At 60.0% G+C, this 17021-nt stretch carries 12 protein-coding genes; 1 reads left to right on the top strand and 11 read right to left on the bottom strand.

What is annotated here, in order from left to right; genetic code table 11:
* Positions 1-179: 179 nt before the first annotated feature.
* The gene (locus ELQ88_RS06440) at positions 180-533 is read left to right on the top strand and encodes a BON domain-containing protein (protein ID WP_138964226.1); all 354 of its coding nucleotides are present in this window, start codon (positions 180-182) and stop codon (positions 531-533) included.
* A 309-nt stretch (positions 534-842) separates the two neighbouring features.
* On the opposite strand, the gene ELQ88_RS06445 is transcribed toward ELQ88_RS06440, so the two are convergent.
* The 11 genes from ELQ88_RS06445 to ELQ88_RS06505 form a co-directional block, all read right to left on the bottom strand.
* Positions 843-1139 carry a DUF2845 domain-containing protein gene (locus ELQ88_RS06445; RefSeq protein ID WP_128870675.1) on the bottom strand — a complete coding sequence of 99 codons (297 nt, stop codon included), beginning with the start codon at positions 1137-1139 and terminating at the stop codon, positions 843-845.
* The gene (locus ELQ88_RS06450) at positions 1139-4090 is read right to left on the bottom strand and encodes a DUF748 domain-containing protein (RefSeq protein ID WP_138964228.1); all 2952 of its coding nucleotides are present in this window, start codon (positions 4088-4090) and stop codon (positions 1139-1141) included. The genes ELQ88_RS06445 and ELQ88_RS06450 overlap by 1 nt, the downstream gene beginning before the upstream one ends.
* A gap of 92 nt (positions 4091-4182) precedes the next feature.
* A complete protein-coding gene (locus ELQ88_RS06455; RefSeq protein ID WP_138964230.1) occupies positions 4183-5199 on the bottom strand; it encodes a class I SAM-dependent methyltransferase in 1017 nt (338 codons plus the stop codon).
* Positions 5200-5433: 234 nt separating this feature from the next.
* Positions 5434-6300 carry an oxygenase MpaB family protein gene (locus ELQ88_RS06460; protein ID WP_128870647.1) on the bottom strand — a complete coding sequence of 289 codons (867 nt, stop codon included), beginning with the start codon at positions 6298-6300 and terminating at the stop codon, positions 5434-5436.
* 157 nt (positions 6301-6457) lie between these two features.
* Complete coding sequence (gene acs / locus ELQ88_RS06465; RefSeq protein WP_138964232.1) at positions 6458-8395, bottom strand: acetate--CoA ligase; 1938 nt, start codon at positions 8393-8395, stop codon at positions 6458-6460.
* A gap of 322 nt (positions 8396-8717) precedes the next feature.
* Positions 8718-10382, bottom strand: coding sequence for a glucose-6-phosphate isomerase (gene pgi, locus ELQ88_RS06470; RefSeq protein WP_128870649.1), 1665 nt, complete (start codon positions 10380-10382; stop codon positions 8718-8720).
* Between the two features lie 470 nt (positions 10383-10852).
* Positions 10853-11713 carry a pantoate--beta-alanine ligase gene (gene panC, locus ELQ88_RS06475; protein WP_138964234.1) on the bottom strand — a complete coding sequence of 287 codons (861 nt, stop codon included), beginning with the start codon at positions 11711-11713 and terminating at the stop codon, positions 10853-10855.
* Positions 11710-12510 (bottom strand): 3-methyl-2-oxobutanoate hydroxymethyltransferase, encoded by an 801-nt coding sequence (panB, locus tag ELQ88_RS06480; RefSeq protein ID WP_128870651.1) that lies wholly within the window; start codon positions 12508-12510, stop codon positions 11710-11712. The genes panC and panB overlap by 4 nt, the downstream gene beginning before the upstream one ends.
* A gap of 366 nt (positions 12511-12876) precedes the next feature.
* Positions 12877-13362: a 2-amino-4-hydroxy-6-hydroxymethyldihydropteridine diphosphokinase gene (folK, locus tag ELQ88_RS06490; protein ID WP_138964236.1), complete on the bottom strand. Its 486-nt coding sequence runs from the start codon at positions 13360-13362 to the stop codon at positions 12877-12879.
* A gap of 3 nt (positions 13363-13365) precedes the next feature.
* Entirely contained in the window at positions 13366-14766 is a 1401-nt protein-coding gene (locus ELQ88_RS06495; protein WP_128870653.1) for a polynucleotide adenylyltransferase PcnB, read from the bottom strand.
* An 809-nt stretch (positions 14767-15575) separates the two neighbouring features.
* The gene (locus tag ELQ88_RS06505; RefSeq protein ID WP_128870655.1) at positions 15576-17012 is read right to left on the bottom strand and encodes a sigma-54 dependent transcriptional regulator; all 1437 of its coding nucleotides are present in this window, start codon (positions 17010-17012) and stop codon (positions 15576-15578) included.
* Positions 17013-17021 lie beyond the last annotated feature (9 nt).

Here is a 17021-nt window from a genome sequence, read left to right on the forward strand (position 1 = left end):
ATGTAGATAATTTCGAAGTCATGCATTTTGCATGATTTCGAAAATCAGGTGATTTTCTAAGTTGCTGATTTATAACGATTTGTTGACTGTCTCAAACTTGGCACAGCGTTCGCAATATACCCAGTAACCCTGCTGACAAGACACGCAGCAGACTTTATGAAAAAACAGGAGTTACTCGTATGAAGAAGTTCGCTATCGCTGCCGCTACTGCTACCGCGCTGACCCTGACCCTGGGCAACGTTGCATTTGCCCAGACTCAAGCCACTCAAGCGCCAATGGTGCTGGCTGCCGGTGAAATGACCAAAGCCACAGAAGCTACTTCCGATACCTGGATCACCACCAAAGTCAAAGCAGACCTGGTCACCGAAAAAGGCATTCCTGGTACTGACATCAAGGTTGAAACCAACAAAGGTGTTGTTTCCCTGTCGTCTACCGTTGCCGTGACAGACGCACAGAAAGCCACCGCCGTGGCTATCGCCAAGAAAATCAAAGGCGTCCAAGCGGTCTCCGCTGACGGCCTTAAAGCCGAGTAAGGCAAGACTTCTCGCCTGGACCGGGAGAAGGCGCGGCAGACGGGCCGAGTCATACGCCTGCCGCAACTTGAGAGTTCATGCGAAAGGCCACAAGGACGTGGCCATTACAGGCCTCGGACATTCGTGTTCGGGGCCTGTTCTATTGGCAAAAGCAAAAGATAGCAGCTTCGACAGGTGTACGCCGATCCCCTGTAGGAGCCGGCTTGCCGGCGAAGGCGGTCAGTCAATAACAGTGTCGACTGACACACCGCCTTCGCCGGCAAGCCGGCTCCTACAGGTATTCAATCCATTTGGACGATCTTTTGATCTTCAGTTACCGCGTTTGCTGGTGATCTGTTTCAAGCGATTACCTTCAAACCGCAAATACTGGTACATCCCGCCATTGGGCCCATAGGTCCATTCCTCGACCTGGAACTCCTCCCGTCGATCGGCGCTGCGTTTGTAGCCCAACACATCACGGCTGACTGGCTCACCGCATTTCTGCAGCACCTCGCCGGACCTGTCCCCGACGCTTATCAATTGACTGCCGCAGCGCAGAGTCTCCGCGGCGCAGGCATGACTGGCGGCCAGCGCCAGAGCCAGGCCTGTCAGCAATCGTCTGAGCATCATTCGGCGTCCAGGTGCAGTGGCGTAATCACCCGACCGTCGCTTTCCGGCTGACCCAGGCTGGCGTCGACAAAGTACACGCGCTCGTCGGCCAACTGAGTCTTGTCGACCAGATAGTCCTTGATGCTGCTGGCGCGATCCTGACCCAGCTGTCGCAACAACACATCGCTGGAGCTCCAGAATTTGATCACGCCCTCACGCATTTTCGCGGTGCGTTCTTCCTTGCCCAGATCCTTCCATTCGGCGGGGGGTTGAGTCTTCAGGCGTGTGCGGTAAATGCCTTCCAGCAGCGGGCCTTTCTCGCTGTCCGGGACCTCCACCAGCGCGGCTTTGGCCGGTACCTTGTCACCGCGGCGTTGCAGCATTTTGTAGTAGTTGTACTTGTATTCCCGTTCCAGGCGTTGCTCGGCAATCAGCGGGCCATCGCTGCTTTGCGCAGCAGTCCCTTCGATCTCCAGGCGCAGGGCCGGACGTTCCTTGAGCGCCTGGGACAGTTTGATCAACGAGCCCTCGGCCTCCTTGCTCAGGTCGCTGGAACCCGGCGCAAACGAGACCGTGCCCAGATCTTGCGAACCACCGCCACTGACCAGGCCACCAATCATCTTGAATGGCGCAGCGGCAGCCTTGACGACCAGGTTGCGCAGGGTCTGCCAGATGATAGGCATGACGCTGAACTGCGGGTTGTTCAGGTCACCGGTCACCGGCAGCTCGATGGAAATCTTGCCGTCCACGTCTTTCAGCAAGGCGATGGCGAGTTTCAATGGCAGGCTTACCGCATCCGGACTGTCGACTTTTTCACCCAGTTGCAGCTGTTCGACCACCACCTTGTTTTCCGCCTTTAACTGGCCTTTGGTGATCATGTAGTGCAGGTCGAGATTGAGCCGGCCCTTGCGGATGCGGTAGCCCGCGAATTTGCCGGAGTAGGGCGTCAGGGTCGTCAGTTCCACCCGTTTGAAACTGGTGGCGATGTCGAGACTGGCCATCGGGTCGAACGGGTTGACCGAACCCTTGATGGTCACCGGTGCATAGCGGTCGACCTTGCCTTTGATGTCGACACTGGCCGGTTTCGCCTGGCGACTGTCGATGGTGCCGATCTGTCCATTGAGCTGTTGGACGGCAGTGGCGAAGTTCGGCGTCAGGCTGAAGTCGGCGAAGTTGGCCGAGCCGTCGTTGATGGCAATGCCGCCAATGTGGATGCCCAGTGGTTTGTCCTTGGCGGCGGGTTTGGCGGCGGCGGTCTTGGCACTGGCGTCAGGCGGTTGCGGGATCAGCAGGTCATCGACGTTAGTGGTGCGGTCGTCGTTGATCATGAAGCGCGCATAGGGCTGGAACAGGTTGACCTTGTCGATCGACAGGCTGTCGCCGTGCTGGTAGTTCAGGCCTTCGAGCACCAGTTGCTGCCACTTGAGAAAGTCACGGGTTTTCAGGGTGTCGAGGGTGTGTAGCTGATCGACCTGAGCGCGGCCAGTAACGCTGAATGCCAGTGGCTCGGTGCTTTTCAGATCGACTACCAGATCACTGCCGAGCATGCCACTGCGCAGTTCGAGGCGAATGAACGGGTTGATATAGGACTGCGCGACCCGCAGGTCGATGTCCTTGGTGTGCACGTTCAGTCTGGCGCTGACCGGGGCCAGGTTGACCTCTCCGTCCGCCAGAAGCTTGCCTTGCTTGCCCACGCCCGTATCGACCTTGAGTTTGAAGGGCGAGCCATTGAGGCTGTCGAAATTCTGCAAGTCCAGGTTCAGCGGGCCGACGTCCAGTGCCACGGGCGGTTGCGCCTTGCGGTCGGCCAGATGCACCTGGTAATCGCGCAGTTGCACGTCTTTGAGCAGCACTTGCCAAGGCTTGCTCGGCGGGGCAGGTTCAGGGTTTGGCGAATCGGCGGCGGCTGGCGTACTCACCGGTTCGGCTTTGGCTTTGACCGCCGCTTTGGATGGTTGGCTGGCGAACAGCTTCTGCCAATCGAGTTGTCCGTCCGCTTCAAGGGCCGCCCAGGTCTCCAGTTTATTGCTGCGGATCTTGCCGACCACTACTTGTTGCCTGGCCAGGTCCACTGTGGTTTCGCTGATGTCCAGGCGCGCCAGTTTCGCCAGCGGTCGGCCGTCCGGAGCCTTGATGGCGAAGGGCGCAACACTGACTGCGACGTTCCTCAGCAGCAGCTCGGTTTCCTTGGACAAGTTCAGCTTGTAGTCGGTGCTGAGGTTGAGGACGCCCTCTTCGAGCACCAGTGGCACTGCGTCGCGCACATAGGGCCAAAAGGACTTCATCTTGCCATCGGTGATTTTCAGCTTACCTTCGGAGGCAAGCGGGATCAGGCTGAAGTTGCCGGTCCAGTCGAGCCGTCCACCGCCCGGGCCGACGGCCATCAACGTCATGTCGGCACTGTCTTCGGGCAGGGTGCTGAGGTTCTTCAGCTCGAAGTCGAGCTTGTCGTAGAGGAACTCGATGGGTTCGCTGGGGCGTGCATCCTGGAAGTGCACGTAGCCGCGGGCCAGTTTGACGCGCTCGACCCGCAGGGGGAACGGTTTGGCATCCGGATCGGCCGGAGTCGGCTCGCTGGCGGGCAGTTTGAACAACCCCAGCAGGTTGAGCTTGCCGTCCTTGCCGAAGAGGATTTCAGTCTTGGGTTTGTCCAGCTCGATATCAGACAGGTGCAGCGCCTTGGTCCAGAGGCTGTCGATCTGCAGATTGGCGTACAGGCGCTCGAAGCCGACCTGTTCCTTGCCCGGCTCACCAATGACAAGGCCCCAGAGGGTGACCTCAAGGCTGAACGGGTTGAGCTCGATTCGCTGGATCGTGGCGGGCGTCGTGGCATAGTTGGCCAACTGCTGGTTGGCCACTCGCAACGCGATACCCGGCAAAATCAGAAACCCCAGCAGGCTGTAGAGGGCCAGCGCGGTCAACAGAGCGCCAATGGCGCGAATCAATCCTTTGGGCATGTGCGGCTTCATTTGTCTGAATCGGAGTGCCTTGGAGTATGGCACGCGATTCTGGTTCCGAAGTCACTGCGCTTTGAGGATTTGTTTTACGTTATTGCTGAATCTCAGAGTTGCAGGATCAGCGTTTTCAGCGGCGGCTGTTGGTCCATGGACGGGAAATCGCCGCCCGGCTTCATCACTGTCCACTCGCGCACCGGCCGCCCGGCCTTCTCGGCACAGCGCAAAACCTGTTCGCGCCAGTCGTCCATGCTGACTTTTGCCAGGTTGTTGCAGCAGATCAGCACGCCATCGTCGGCGGTGGTCAATAACGCCGGTTTCAGCAGGCTCTGGTAGTCGCGCAGCAGGTCGACGGTGCCGAATGCGCTCTTGGCCCAGGCCGGCGGGTCCAGCAGCACCAGATCGTACTGGCGTGGTTCCAGGCGCGGATAACTCGGTAGTTTCTGCCCGCGACGCTGGCTGATCGGCAGGCCGGCCAACTGCCGGATCGCCGGAAAGTAGTCGGACTGGATGAACTGCATGCCTGGCAGCTGCGGATTGAGCAGGCCGTTCTCGCGACCGACCGCCAGGTTGCCTTCGGCGAAGTCCAGGTTGCACACCTCGCTGGCACCACCGGCTGCGGCGCTCAAACCGACGGCGCAGGTATAGGCGAACAGGTTCAGCACTGTTTTGTCCTGGCTGTGCGCCTTGACCCAGCCCCGGGTGTTGCGCAGGTCGAGGAACAGCAGTGGGTCCTGGCCTGCATGGCGTCCGCGAACCCTATAGTTCAGGCCCCATTCATGGCCGATCAGGTCTTGCAGGGCGGCTTCATCGGCACGGTAGACCGCGTCTTCGCGGTCGATGCGCGAGTTGCCCCCGGAGCGGTCGTTGTACACCAGCAGGGTGTCGAGGCCGAGGTGCTGATTGACAGTGTCGTGCAGTTGCAGCAGGGCATCGCGCACCAGGGGCTGGTGGAAGCTTTGCACCAGCAGTTGCGGGCCGTAGCGGTCAATTGTCAGGCCGCCAGCACCTTCCTGGCTGCCATGGAACAGCCGATAGCAATCGGTGCCTTGCTGGTGCAGCTCGGCGAGCAGGTCCTGGCGATGATCGAGGGCGGCGCGCAGCGCCTGATTCAAGGAAGACATGCTGGGCGCCTTGCAGAAGGGAATTTGGGCGCGGGAGTTTAACAGTTTGAGCCATGAAGAACCTGTGGGAGCGAATTTGCTCGGGGCGGCGTTCCGACGATGGGCGCCAACGATAACCCGCAGTATCAAACAGCACGTGTCGTCCTTGCGTTCTTCGCGAGCGAGCTCGCTCCTACAGGGTGCGATTTTGTAGATACTCGTCGACGGTCAAGCTTCCGCCAGCAAATATCGCTCCTACAACCCCATCCGTCGCCTGGCCCGTTGTACCGACCCATTACGCACCGCCCAGCGCAACATCGGCGCACTGCGATTGACGCTGGCGCGGATCAGCTTGCGTTGCAGCGGGCCCTGGTTCACGCCCAGCATGTCGCTGGCCCAGTCCGGCAGCAGGTCGATCCCGGCCTGCATCATCAAGCCGCCGAACGGCTTGGCCAGGCGGCTGGGGGCGGGGGCGTTCAACAGCAGTCGCACCACTTCCCGACTGCGCTCGTCGCACAATAGTTGTGGGCGCATATGCTCAAGGTAGTCGGCAATGGCCTGTCGTGACCGGGGTACATCGCGTGCGCCCAGACGCTCTGCAACCATGGCGATTTCGGCGTAATAGCGATCCTGATCGGCCAGCGACAGCTTCGGGTTGCGGTAACGCAGGTGCGCGGCGAGGAAATGGCTGACTTCGGCCACATGGACCCAGGTCAGCAGCTCGGGGTCGCTGGCGGCATAAGGCCGGCCATCAGGGGCCGTGCCGGTCACTTGCAGGTGGATGGTGCGGACTTTCTCGATCAGCCAGTCGGCGTCCTTTCGTGAACCGAACGTGGTGCCGGAAATGAATTGCCCCGTGCGGCGCAAGCGGCCGAGCATGTCCTGGCGAAAATTCGAATGGTCCCAGACCCCGGCCAGGGCCAATGGATGCAGGGCTTGCAGCATCAGGGCACTGATGCCGCCGATCAGCATGCTGCTGAAGTCGCCATGCACTTGCCAGCTCACCGAATCGGGTCCGAACAGGCCGGGATCGCCCTTGGGGTTTTCCAGGTCGAGCTTGCCCAGGGACAGGCCTGTCAGGCTCATGATCTGGGTTTCGATGCGGGTGCGGATGAATTCCATGGCGACTCGGAGGGGGAAGAAGTATCTGGCGCGGGCCTGATGCGCCCCCCCTGTAGGAGCTGGCTTGCCAGCGAAAGCGGTGTATCAGTTCATACATGTGTCGACTGACACACCGCTTTCGCTGGCAAGCCAGCTCCTACAAGGGCGCGTGCACACCTTACTGGTTCAGGCGTTTATCGACCAGCTCCTGCACCACGCTGGGATCAGCCAGGGTCGACGTGTCGCCCAGCGTGTCCAGCTCGTTGCACGCGATCTTGCGCAGAATCCGCCGCATGATCTTGCCTGAACGGGTTTTCGGCAACGCCGGGGCCCACTGGATCAAGTCCGGTTTGGCGAAACTGCCGATTTCCTGGCTGACATGCGCCAGCAATTCTTTCTTCAGTTCGTCATTGGGTTCGGTGCCGTTCATGGGGGTGACGAAGGCATAGATGCCCTGGCCTTTGACATCGTGGGGATAGCCGACCACCGCCGCTTCGGCGATGCTGTCATGCAGCACCAGGGCGCTTTCCACTTCGGCGGTGCCGATGCGGTGTCCGGAAACATTGATCACGTCGTCGATACGCCCGGTGATCCAGTAGTCGCCGTCTTCGTCGCGCCGCGCGCCGTCGCCGGTAAAATAATAGCCGGGGTACGGCTTGAAGTAAGTGTCGACCATCCGTTGCGCGTCCCCGTAGACACTGCGGATCTGCGCCGGCCAGCTGGATTTGATCGCCAGCACGCCGCTGCCGGCACCCTTGATCTCCTTGCCCACTTCATCCAGCAGCACCGGCTGCACGCCGAACATCGGTTGCGTGGCGCAACCGGGTTTGATGCGTTGGGCGCTGACCAGGGGGCTGAGCATGATGCCGCCGGTTTCGGTCTGCCACCAGGTGTCGACGATCGGGCAACGCTGCTCGCCGACGGCATTGAAGTACCATTCCCAGGCTTCCGGGTTGATCGGCTCACCGACACTGCCGAGTAATCTGAGGCTCGCGCGGGACGTTTCCTTCAAGGGTTCGAGACCTTCGCGCATCAGCGAGCGCAGGGCAGTCGGTGCGGTGTAGAAGATGTTCACGTGGTGCTTGTCGATGACCTGCCAGAAGCGCGAGCTGCTCGGGTAGCTGGGTACGCCTTCGAAGATCAGGGTGGTGGCGCCGTTGGCCAGCGGACCGTAGACGATGTAGCTGTGGCCGGTGACCCAGCCGACGTCGGCGGTGCACCAGAACACCTCGTCGTCGCGGTAGTCGAGCACGTACTTGAAGGTCATTGCCACCTGCAGCAGATAGCCACCCGTGGTGTGCAGCACACCTTTGGGTTTACCTGTGCTGCCGGAGGTGTAGAGGATGAACAGCGGGTCTTCAGCGTCCATGGGCTCAGGCGGGCAATCGTCACTGACCTCATCCAGCGCCTGGTGATACCAGAGATCGCGACCTTCGACCCAGTCAACCTCGCCCTGGGTGCGCTCGACCACAATGACCGTGCTGACGTTCGGGCAACTTAGCAGCGCCTTGTCGACCTTCTGCTTGAGCGGCACGACTTTACCGCCGCGCACGCCTTCATCGGCGGTGATCACGGTACGGCAGTCGGCGTCGAGAATCCGGTCGCGTACAGAGTCCGGGGAGAAACCGCCAAACACCACCGAATGCACCGCACCGATCCGGGTGCAGGCGAGCATGGCATAGGCCGCTTCGGGGATCATCGGCATGTAGATGCACACCCGATCGCCTTTCTTCACGCCACGGCTTTTGAGCACGTTGGCCAGGCGACAGACGTTGTGATGCAGTTTTTTGTAGGTGATCTGTACGGATTCAGCGGGGTCGTCGCCTTCCCAGATGATTGCGACCTGATCGCCGCGCTTTTCCAGGTGACGGTCGATGCAGTTGTAACTGACATTCAACTTCCCGCCGGCGAACCAGCTGGCCTCACCGGTTTTCAGGTTGTAACGCTGGACGGTGTCCCAGGGCGTACTCCAGTCAAGAAAACGAGTGGCCTGTTCGGCCCAGAAGGTGCTGGGATGTTCGATGGATTGGCGGTAGAGGCGGTGGTAGTCGTCTTGACTGAGGTTTGCAGCCCGGCGGACGGCATCGGCTTTGGGGAATGTGCTGATATCGAACATGACGGTTCCTTATTCTTGTTTTGAGACAAGAGGGGAGCTACACGACCCTCGTAGGAGCTGGCTTGCCAGCGAAGGCGGCGTATCAGTCGACACATAGGTTGCTGACACACCTCCTTCGCTGGCAAGCCAGCTCCTACAAGGTTAGCTTGCCAGCGAAGGCGGCGTATCAGTCGACACATAGGTTGCTGATACACCTCCTTCGCTGGCAAGCCAGCTCCTACAAGGTTAGCTTGCCAGCGAAGGCGGCGTATCAGTCAACATTCAAGTTGACTGACACACCGCTGTCGCTGGCAAGCCAGCGCCTGCAGGGAGTGGCGTCAAATCACCCGCGGTGACGACCGCGGAAGTAGTTGATCAGGCCTTGGGTGGAAGCATCGTCAGCCGGGGTTTCTTCTTTGCCGACCAGACGGTTGTAGACGCCTTTGCCCAGCTCCTTGCCCAGCTCCACGCCCCACTGGTCGAAGGCGTTGATGCCCCAGACCACGCTTTGCACGAAGACTTTGTGTTCGTACATCGCCACCAACGCGCCGAGACGACGCGGGCTGATGCGCTCGACCACCAGGGTGTTGCTCGGACGGTTGCCCGGAATCACCTTGTGCGGTGCGATTTTCTGCACGTCTTCTTCGCTCACGCCCTTGTCACGCAATTCGGCTTCTGCCTCGGTGCGGTTCTTGCCCAGCATCAGCGCCTGGCTTTGCGACAGGCAGTTGGCGTACAGCCACTGGTGGTGGTCGGACACCGGGTTGAAGCTGACGATCGGCACGATGAAGTCGGCCGGGATCAGTTGGGTGCCCTGGTGCAGTAACTGGTGATAGGCGTGCTGGCCGTTGCAACCCACGCCACCCCAGATGACCGGGCCGGTGTCGGTGGACACGGGAGTGCCGTCCTGACGCACGCTCTTGCCGTTGGATTCCATGTCCAGCTGTTGCAGGTGTTTGGTGATGTTACGCAGGTAGTGGTCGTACGGCAGGATCGCATGGCTCTGCGCGCCCCAGAAGTTGCCGTACCAGACACCGAGCAACGCCAGCAGCACCGGCATGTTCTGATCGAATGGCGCGCTCTGGAAGTGCTGGTCCATGGTGTAGGCACCGGACAGCAGTTCCTTGAAATTCGACATGCCGATGGCCAGGGCAATCGGCAGGCCGATGGCCGACCACAGCGAGTAACGCCCGCCGACCCAATCCCACATCGGGAAGATGTTTTCTTCGCGGATACCGAACGCCACGGCCGCCGCGTTGTTGCTGGAGACGGCGATGAAATGACGATACAGCTCGGCCTCCGAACCACCTTGAGCGAGGTACCAGGCACGCGCGGCCTGGGCATTCTTCAGGGTTTCGAGGGTGTTGAAGGATTTCGACGAGACGATGAACAACGTGGTCTCGGCGCGCAGCTTCATGGTCAGTTCGTGGAACTCGCTGCCGTCGATGTTTGCCAGGTAATGGCAGCGCACGCCTTTTTGCGCGTAGGACAGCAGCGCTTCGGAGACCAGCTCCGGGCCGAGGAAGGAGCCACCGATACCGATGTTCACCACGTCGGTGATTGGCTTCTCGGTGTAACCACGCCACAGACCATCGTGAATACGGCCCACGAGGTCGGTGATCTGGTTCAGTACCTTGTGCACTTCCGGCATCACGTTGACGCCGTTGACCGACAGCTTGTCGCCCACCGGGCGGCGAAGGGCGGTGTGCAAGGCCGGACGACCTTCCGAGGAGTTGACGATTTCGCCGTCGAACAGCGCTTTGATCGCGCCCTGGAGGTCGACTTCGTTGGCCAGGCCCACCAGCAGATTGCGGGTCTCGGCGTTGATCAGGTTCTTCGAATAGTCGAGAAACAGACCACAGCTGCTGAGGGTGAATTGAGTAAAGCGCTGCGGATCGGCATTAAAGGCTTCGCGCATGCTGAAATCCTGCATGGCTTGGCGGTGGTCATTCAACGCTTGCCAGGCGGGCAGAGCGGTCACATCGTGAGGAGTGCGGTAGTACGCCATCGCTGCGGGTTTCCTTTTTACTTGAACGGCCTTTTGAACACTAAAAATCGCGGAACGCTGTGGGTGGGCGTTCCGGTCAACTGCGTCGACACGATTTCATGGCGCAGGGCGAATACAGTAACTCCCGCGCGGTGATCTGTCTTGACTTTGTCTGACCTGTTTCCGGTACTTTTTTAACATCTGGCCGAGGAACAGTCCGACAGGCGGAGGGGGAGGAGGATTTTGGTTTCGATCGATCGGACAGGATTGTCAACATGATCGAAGGCAGGAATGCGGTGTTGAAACTGCCGCAGAACCCTGTAGGAGCTGGCCAGCGAAGGCGGTGTGTCAGTTAATACATGTGTCGACTGACACACTGCCTTCGCTGGCAAGCCAGCTCCTACAAGGGATTGCGGTGTATCAGTCGACATTGATGCTGAATGACATGCCGCCTTAGCTGGCAAGCCAGCTCCTACAGGGGATTGCGGTGGTCAGGCGGATGCGTCGAGGTTCAGGTGCAGGTTGTCGATCAACCGCGTGGTGCCGAGGAAAGCCGCCACCAGAATCACCAGGTCCCGATCCTGTGCAGTTGCCGGGCGCAACGTCTGGGCGTGGCGAATCTCCAGGTAATCAGGGCGCAGGCCAGCCGCTTCAAGCTGCTGGATCTGTGCCGAGATCAACCCAGGGAAATCGCGGTCGCCTTGTTTGATGGCATCGGCAATCGACGACAGCGTGCGATACACAATTGGCGCAACGGCCCGCTGCTCTTCGCTGAGAAAGCCATTGCGCGACGACAGCGCCAGGCCGTCGGCCGCACGCACGGTCGGTTCACCAATGATCTGGATCGGCATGTTCAGGTCATGGACCAGGGATTTGATCACCGCCAATTGCTGGAAGTCTTTCTGGCCGAAAATTGCCAGGTCCGGCTGGACCATGTTGAACAACTTGCTGACGACCGTCGCCACCCCTTCGAAATGCCCGGGACGGCTGGCACCGCACAAACCTTCGGAGAGTTGCGGAACACTGACTCGGGTCTGGCCGGCGATGCCGTCGGGGTACATCTCTTGGACGGAGGGCGCGAACAGCAAATGGCACCCGGCCTGGAGCAATTTTTCCTGGTCGGCGGCGAGGGTCCGGGGGTATTTGTCGAGGTCTTCGCCCGCGCCGAATTGCAGCGGATTGACGAAAATGCTCGCGACCACGAAATCCACCCGTTGGCAGGCTTTGGTAATCAGCGCGACATGCCCGCTGTGCAGGTTGCCCATGGTCGGCACGAAGCCGATGCGCTTGCCTTCGCTGCGGGCGCGGGCCACGGCGGCCCGCAGTTCGCGTACGGTTTTTACGGTGTTCATGCAGAGAATCCGTGTTCGATACCTGGGAAAGAGGCCGCTTTGACTTCAGCGACGTAGGCGCTCAAGGCCGCGTGAATGCTGGTTTGGCCAGTCATGAAGTTCTTCACGAACTTTGGCACGCGGCCGGTGATGGACAGCCCCAGCATGTCGTGCAGAACCAATACCTGGCCATCAGTGCCGCTGCCGGCACCGATGCCGATCACCGGGATCTTCACCGCCTGGGTGATTTCTTCGGCCAGTTCACTCGGCACGCATTCGAGCAGCAGCATTGCCGCGCCAGCCTGTTCGAGGGAGATCGCGTCGGCACGCATCTGCCGCGCCTGGTTTTCGTTGCGGCCCTGGACTTTGTAACCGCCAAGGATGTTCACCGACTGTGGCGTCAGCCCCATGTGCGCGCATACCGGAATGCCGCGCTCGGCCAGCAGACGGATCGAGTCCGCGAGCCACAAGGCACCTTCGACCTTGACCATGTGCGCACCGGCCTGCATCAACAGCGCGCTGTTGGTCATGGCTTGTTCGGTGGTGGCGTAGGCCATGAAGGGCAGGTCGGCGAGAATCAACGCATCGGCGTTGCCGCGTTTGACGGCTGCCACGTGATAAGCCATTTCAGCGGTGGTGACCGGCAGGGTGCTGTCGTGACCCTGCAAAACCATGCCGAGGGAGTCGCCCACCAGCAGCACTTCGATACCCGCTTCATTGCAAGCGTGGGCGAAAGTGGCGTCATAGCAGGTCAGCATGGTGATTTTTTCACCTTTTTGCTTGAGACCTTGCAGCGTGGTCAGGGTGATGGCTGGCATGAAAAGTTCCTCATTCAGGCGCTGTGGAAACTACTGCGAGTAACGCGCGTGATTCTTCGTTAAATACAGGCGCACGGTCTGTTGTCGTGCTTTGAAGGCCTGGATTGCGCCCTTTAACGCCGTATTGGCGGCAGCGGGACGCCTATAGTCGTGAGGAGAACTCGGGAAGTCAATTGGGTGTGTTACCGCGTTGTTACGTGTGGGGTGTTACCGGGGTAACTGATGCGTTTCAGCAAGCGCAGGTCTTATATTCGACACCGATCACTGTGGGAGCGGGCTTGCTCGCGAATGCGGTGTGTCAGGCAACATGTGTGCGGAATGATCCACCGCATTCGCGAGCAAGCCCGCTCCCACAGGGGATCTGCGTCAATTCGGGGGGAGGCGTTCCAGGCCGACGAATGGGCAAGCTGCGAGCAATTCCGTGAGGCAGCGGCCATCAGCCAGACGCAAGCCCGCAGGCGCCAGTTCGGCCAGGGGATACAGGACAAAAGCCCGTGCCTGCAGGTGGTAATGAGGCACTTTGAGGCGAGGCTCGTCGATCAGCCGATCACCGAACAGCACAATGTCGAGGTCCAGCGTACGCGGCCCCCACCGTTCCAGGCGCTCGCGGCCCTGTTCGTTTTCGATCGCTTGCAGCGCATCCAGCAGCTCCAGGGGTGGCAGCGTGCTATCGAGGGCGGCAACCGCGTTGGTGTATCGCGGTTGCCCGGGCAGCAGCGAATCGCTTTGATAAAACGCGGAAACCCCGACCAGTTCGGTCTGCGGCAACTGCGCCAGCGCATCGACCGCGCTGCGTAATTGTTCGGCGGGGTCAGCCAGATTGCTGCCCATGCCGATGTAGATGCGTTCCATGGCTTACTCGCCCGGGGCGCTCGGTGCGCCAGCGGCGCGTTTGCGCTTGGCGCCGCCGCTGCGGCGACGTTTGCGCGGGGCGCCGGTGCCGTCATCCTTGCCGCTGAGGTCGCGGATCATGTCCCGACGTTCGCTGTCGTTGGCGTCCTGGTAATCGGTCCACCATTCGCCCAGGCCGTCGGTCTGCTCGCCGGCGCTTTCGCGCAGCAGCAGGAAGTCATAACCGGCGCGGAAGCGTGGATTGTCCAGCAACAAGTCAGCACGTTTGCCGCTACGGCGGGGCAGGCGTTCCTGCATGTCCCAGATTTCGCGGATCGGCATGGTGAAGCGTTTCGGAATCGCGATCCGCTGGCACTGTTCGGCAATCAGTTCATGGGCCGCTTCCTGCATGGCCGGAATGGGCGGCATGCCACGTTCCTGCAAACGCAAGACGCGCGCCGGCAGGGCCGGCCAGAGCAAGGCAGCGAAGAGGAACGCCGGGGTCACCGGTTTGTTCTGCTTGATCCGCAGGTCCGTGTTGCTCAAGGCGTCACTGATCAGCGTATGGGTGTACGTCGGGTTGTATTCCAGCGCTTCGGCACTGGCCGGGAACAGCGGATCGAACAACTGCAGGTCGACCAGCATCTCGAAGGTGTCCGCGGCATGACCGGAGAGGAACAACTTGAGTACTTCTTCGAACAGGCGGGCCGACGGGATCTCGCGCAGCATCGGCGCCAGTTCACGAATGGGCGCAGCGCTGTGTTTTTCGATGCCGAAATTCAGCTTGGCGGCAAATCGCACGGCCCGCAACATCCGCACCGGGTCTTCCTGGTAGCGTTGCTTCGGATCGCCGATCAGGCGGATCAAGTGATTGCGAATGTCGTGTACGCCATTGGCGTAATCGAGAATGCGTTCACTGACCGGGTCGTAGTACAGGGCGTTGATGGTGAAGTCGCGGCGTTGCGCATCCTCTTCCAGCGTGCCGTAGACGTTGTCGCGCAGGATGCGTCCGCTCTCGTTGCGGGAAGACTGGTTGCTGTCTTCTTCCTCGTCGTTTTGCGGATGATTGGCGCGGAAGGTCGCGACTTCGATGATTTCGCGGCCAAAGTGGATGTGCACCAGTTTGAACCGGCGCCCGATGATCCGCGCATTGCGGAATTCGGCCCGGACCTGTTCCGGGGTGGCACTGGTGGCGACGTCGAAGTCTTTTGGCGTGATGCCGAGCAGCATGTCACGCACGCAACCACCGACCAGGTAAGCCTGGTAACCGGCGTTCTGCAGGCGTTCGACGATATTCACCGCGTAACGGCTGAACTGCGCCTTTTGCAGCGAATGTTGGCCGCTGTTGAGCACTTCAGGCGTGCTGCGAATGTGTTGCGTATGACGCTTGGGAGAACGGAATGACTGGAACAGCTTCTTCAGCATGGGATGCACTGTTTGAAGGAATGTTCGGCCAAAACGAAGAATGACCGCATGATGGGCGGGGATTCTAGCATTTAGTCGGGGGATGGTGTAGGACACTGTAGGAGCAGCCGGTCGATGCTCGATTGCTCGCGATGGTCGTGAACGATAACGGGTACAGCCAGATACCCGACGACGTCCTCAGGTGCTTCGCGAGCAAGCTCGCTCCTGCACAGGAAGCGGGGATGGGGTTGCGAATCGCGGAAACTACAAGGGGAGCCGAAGCTCCCCAAGAAAGTAGTTGCATGCTCTATTTTTATTTTTGATTCGGGCTTCTTGTTTTTGTTGAGTGCCCTCGCCATGAAGATTTTCCTTCATGACCCTCCCAATCGGGAGCCAAGAGCAAACGGATTGCTTTGGTCGCTGTGTTGCAGTGATCTTGCGATCCAACCAGTTCAGGCACTGCCTAAAGACAGTTTTTTATTATTCTCGGCCTGGTCGTGGGGCACGCCCCAAATACAACGCCTCTCCAAAAGAATCAGTTAGCTGCGCCTCTCGCCGTCTTGTTTTTATTGTGCGTGAGTCGATTCGTCTTATTTTTATTGTCTTGTGCATTGCTTGTTATTGTTCTTGTACCAAACATATAGCAGGGTGCGTGCCAACTTTTGTGAGGCCCAGCAAAACAAGGGGTTGCGTGCTCCGGACGGGTTTTTCGAGGCCCAAAAAAACCGGGGCTTCGTTACCGTAAGCCCCGGCTTCTGTTACGTGAGAAAGCTGAGGTAACAGTTTCTTCACGTTTGTCGGGTGTTACCCGCACATCGGACAGCTGCGGTTCAGCTCTCGCTGGCCACGCCGGTCTTGCGCCGCGGGATGCCCAGGCGCTGGCGGCGTTCCCACAGGCATTTGCGACTGACCCCGAGTTTGCGGGCCAGCTCGGTTTCGGTCATGTGGTCCTGATGTTCGAGAACGAAGTGCTGGAAGTAGTCTTCCAGTGACAGGTCTTCGGTCGGCTCGTGGCTGCTGTTCCCGGCGCTGTTACCCTGTTGCGGCGCCAGGCCGATGAAGTCGTCTTCTTCCAGGTCGCTCAGCTCGATGTCGATACCCAGCAGTTCGGCGGATATCTCCGGGCTCTCACACAGGATGACCGCGCGCTCGACGGCATTTTCCAGCTCGCGAACGTTACCCGGCCAGGAATAATGACGAATCGCCTGCTCGGCGTCCGCGGCAAACCTCAGGTCGGTGCGATTGACTCGCGCGCTCTGCCGCGCCAGGAAGGCATTGGCAATTTCATTGACGTCCGCACCGCGCTCGCGCAAGGCCGGCAGTTTCAAGGCTATCACGTGCAGGCGGTAATAAAGGTCTTCACGGAACTGGCCGATCTTCGCCAGGCTCTTGAGGTCCCGGTGAGTCGCAGCGATCAGGCGTACATCGACCTTCTGCGACTGCACCGAGCCGACCCGGCGAATTTCGCCTTCCTGCAGCACGCGCAGCAGGCGAGCCTGGGCTTCCAGCGGCAGTTCGCCGATTTCGTCAAGGAACAGTGTGCCGCCATCGGCCGCTTCTACCAGGCCGGCACGCCCGGCACTGGCGCCGGTGAACGCGCCTTTTTCGTGGCCGAACAGTTCGGACTCGATCAGGCTTTCCGGAATGGCCGCGCAGTTCACCGAAATCATCGGCGCCTTGGCGCGTCTGGACAGGTTGTGCAGGGCACGCGCCACCAGTTCTTTACCGGTACCGGACTCGCCCTGGATCAGGACATTGGAGTCGGTCGGCGCGACTTTGCGGATCTTGCTGTACAGATCCTGCATCGGCGGGCATGAGCCAATGATGCCGATTTCACCGTTGCTGTTGTCGACACCCGGTTTTGCCGCGCCATTGCTGGCTTTGCCGGCAACGGGTTCGCCGCTGACCTGCACCGATTGGCGGTCACGCAGGATGCGCGCGACGGCCTGGAGCATTTCGTCATGATCGAAAGGCTTGGCGATGTAATCCACCGCGCCCATCTTCATCGAATCGACCGCCGACCGCAGGCTGGCGTAGCTGGTCATGATCAGCACCGGTGTGCCCTGGCCAAGCTTGATCAGCTCGGTACCCGGGGCGCCAGGCAGGCGCAGGTCACTGACGATCAGGTCGAACGTGGGAATAGTGAAACGTTCTTGTGCTTCCTGCACTGAACCGGCTTCGCTGACCTGGTACTGGTTACGTTCCAGCAGGCGGCGCAAGGCGGAGCGGATAATGGTTTCGTCTTCGACGATCAAAATGTGCGGCATTGATTCGAT

Source organism: Pseudomonas sp. MPC6 (assembly GCF_006094435.1).
Lineage (GTDB): Bacteria > Pseudomonadota > Gammaproteobacteria > Pseudomonadales > Pseudomonadaceae > Aquipseudomonas.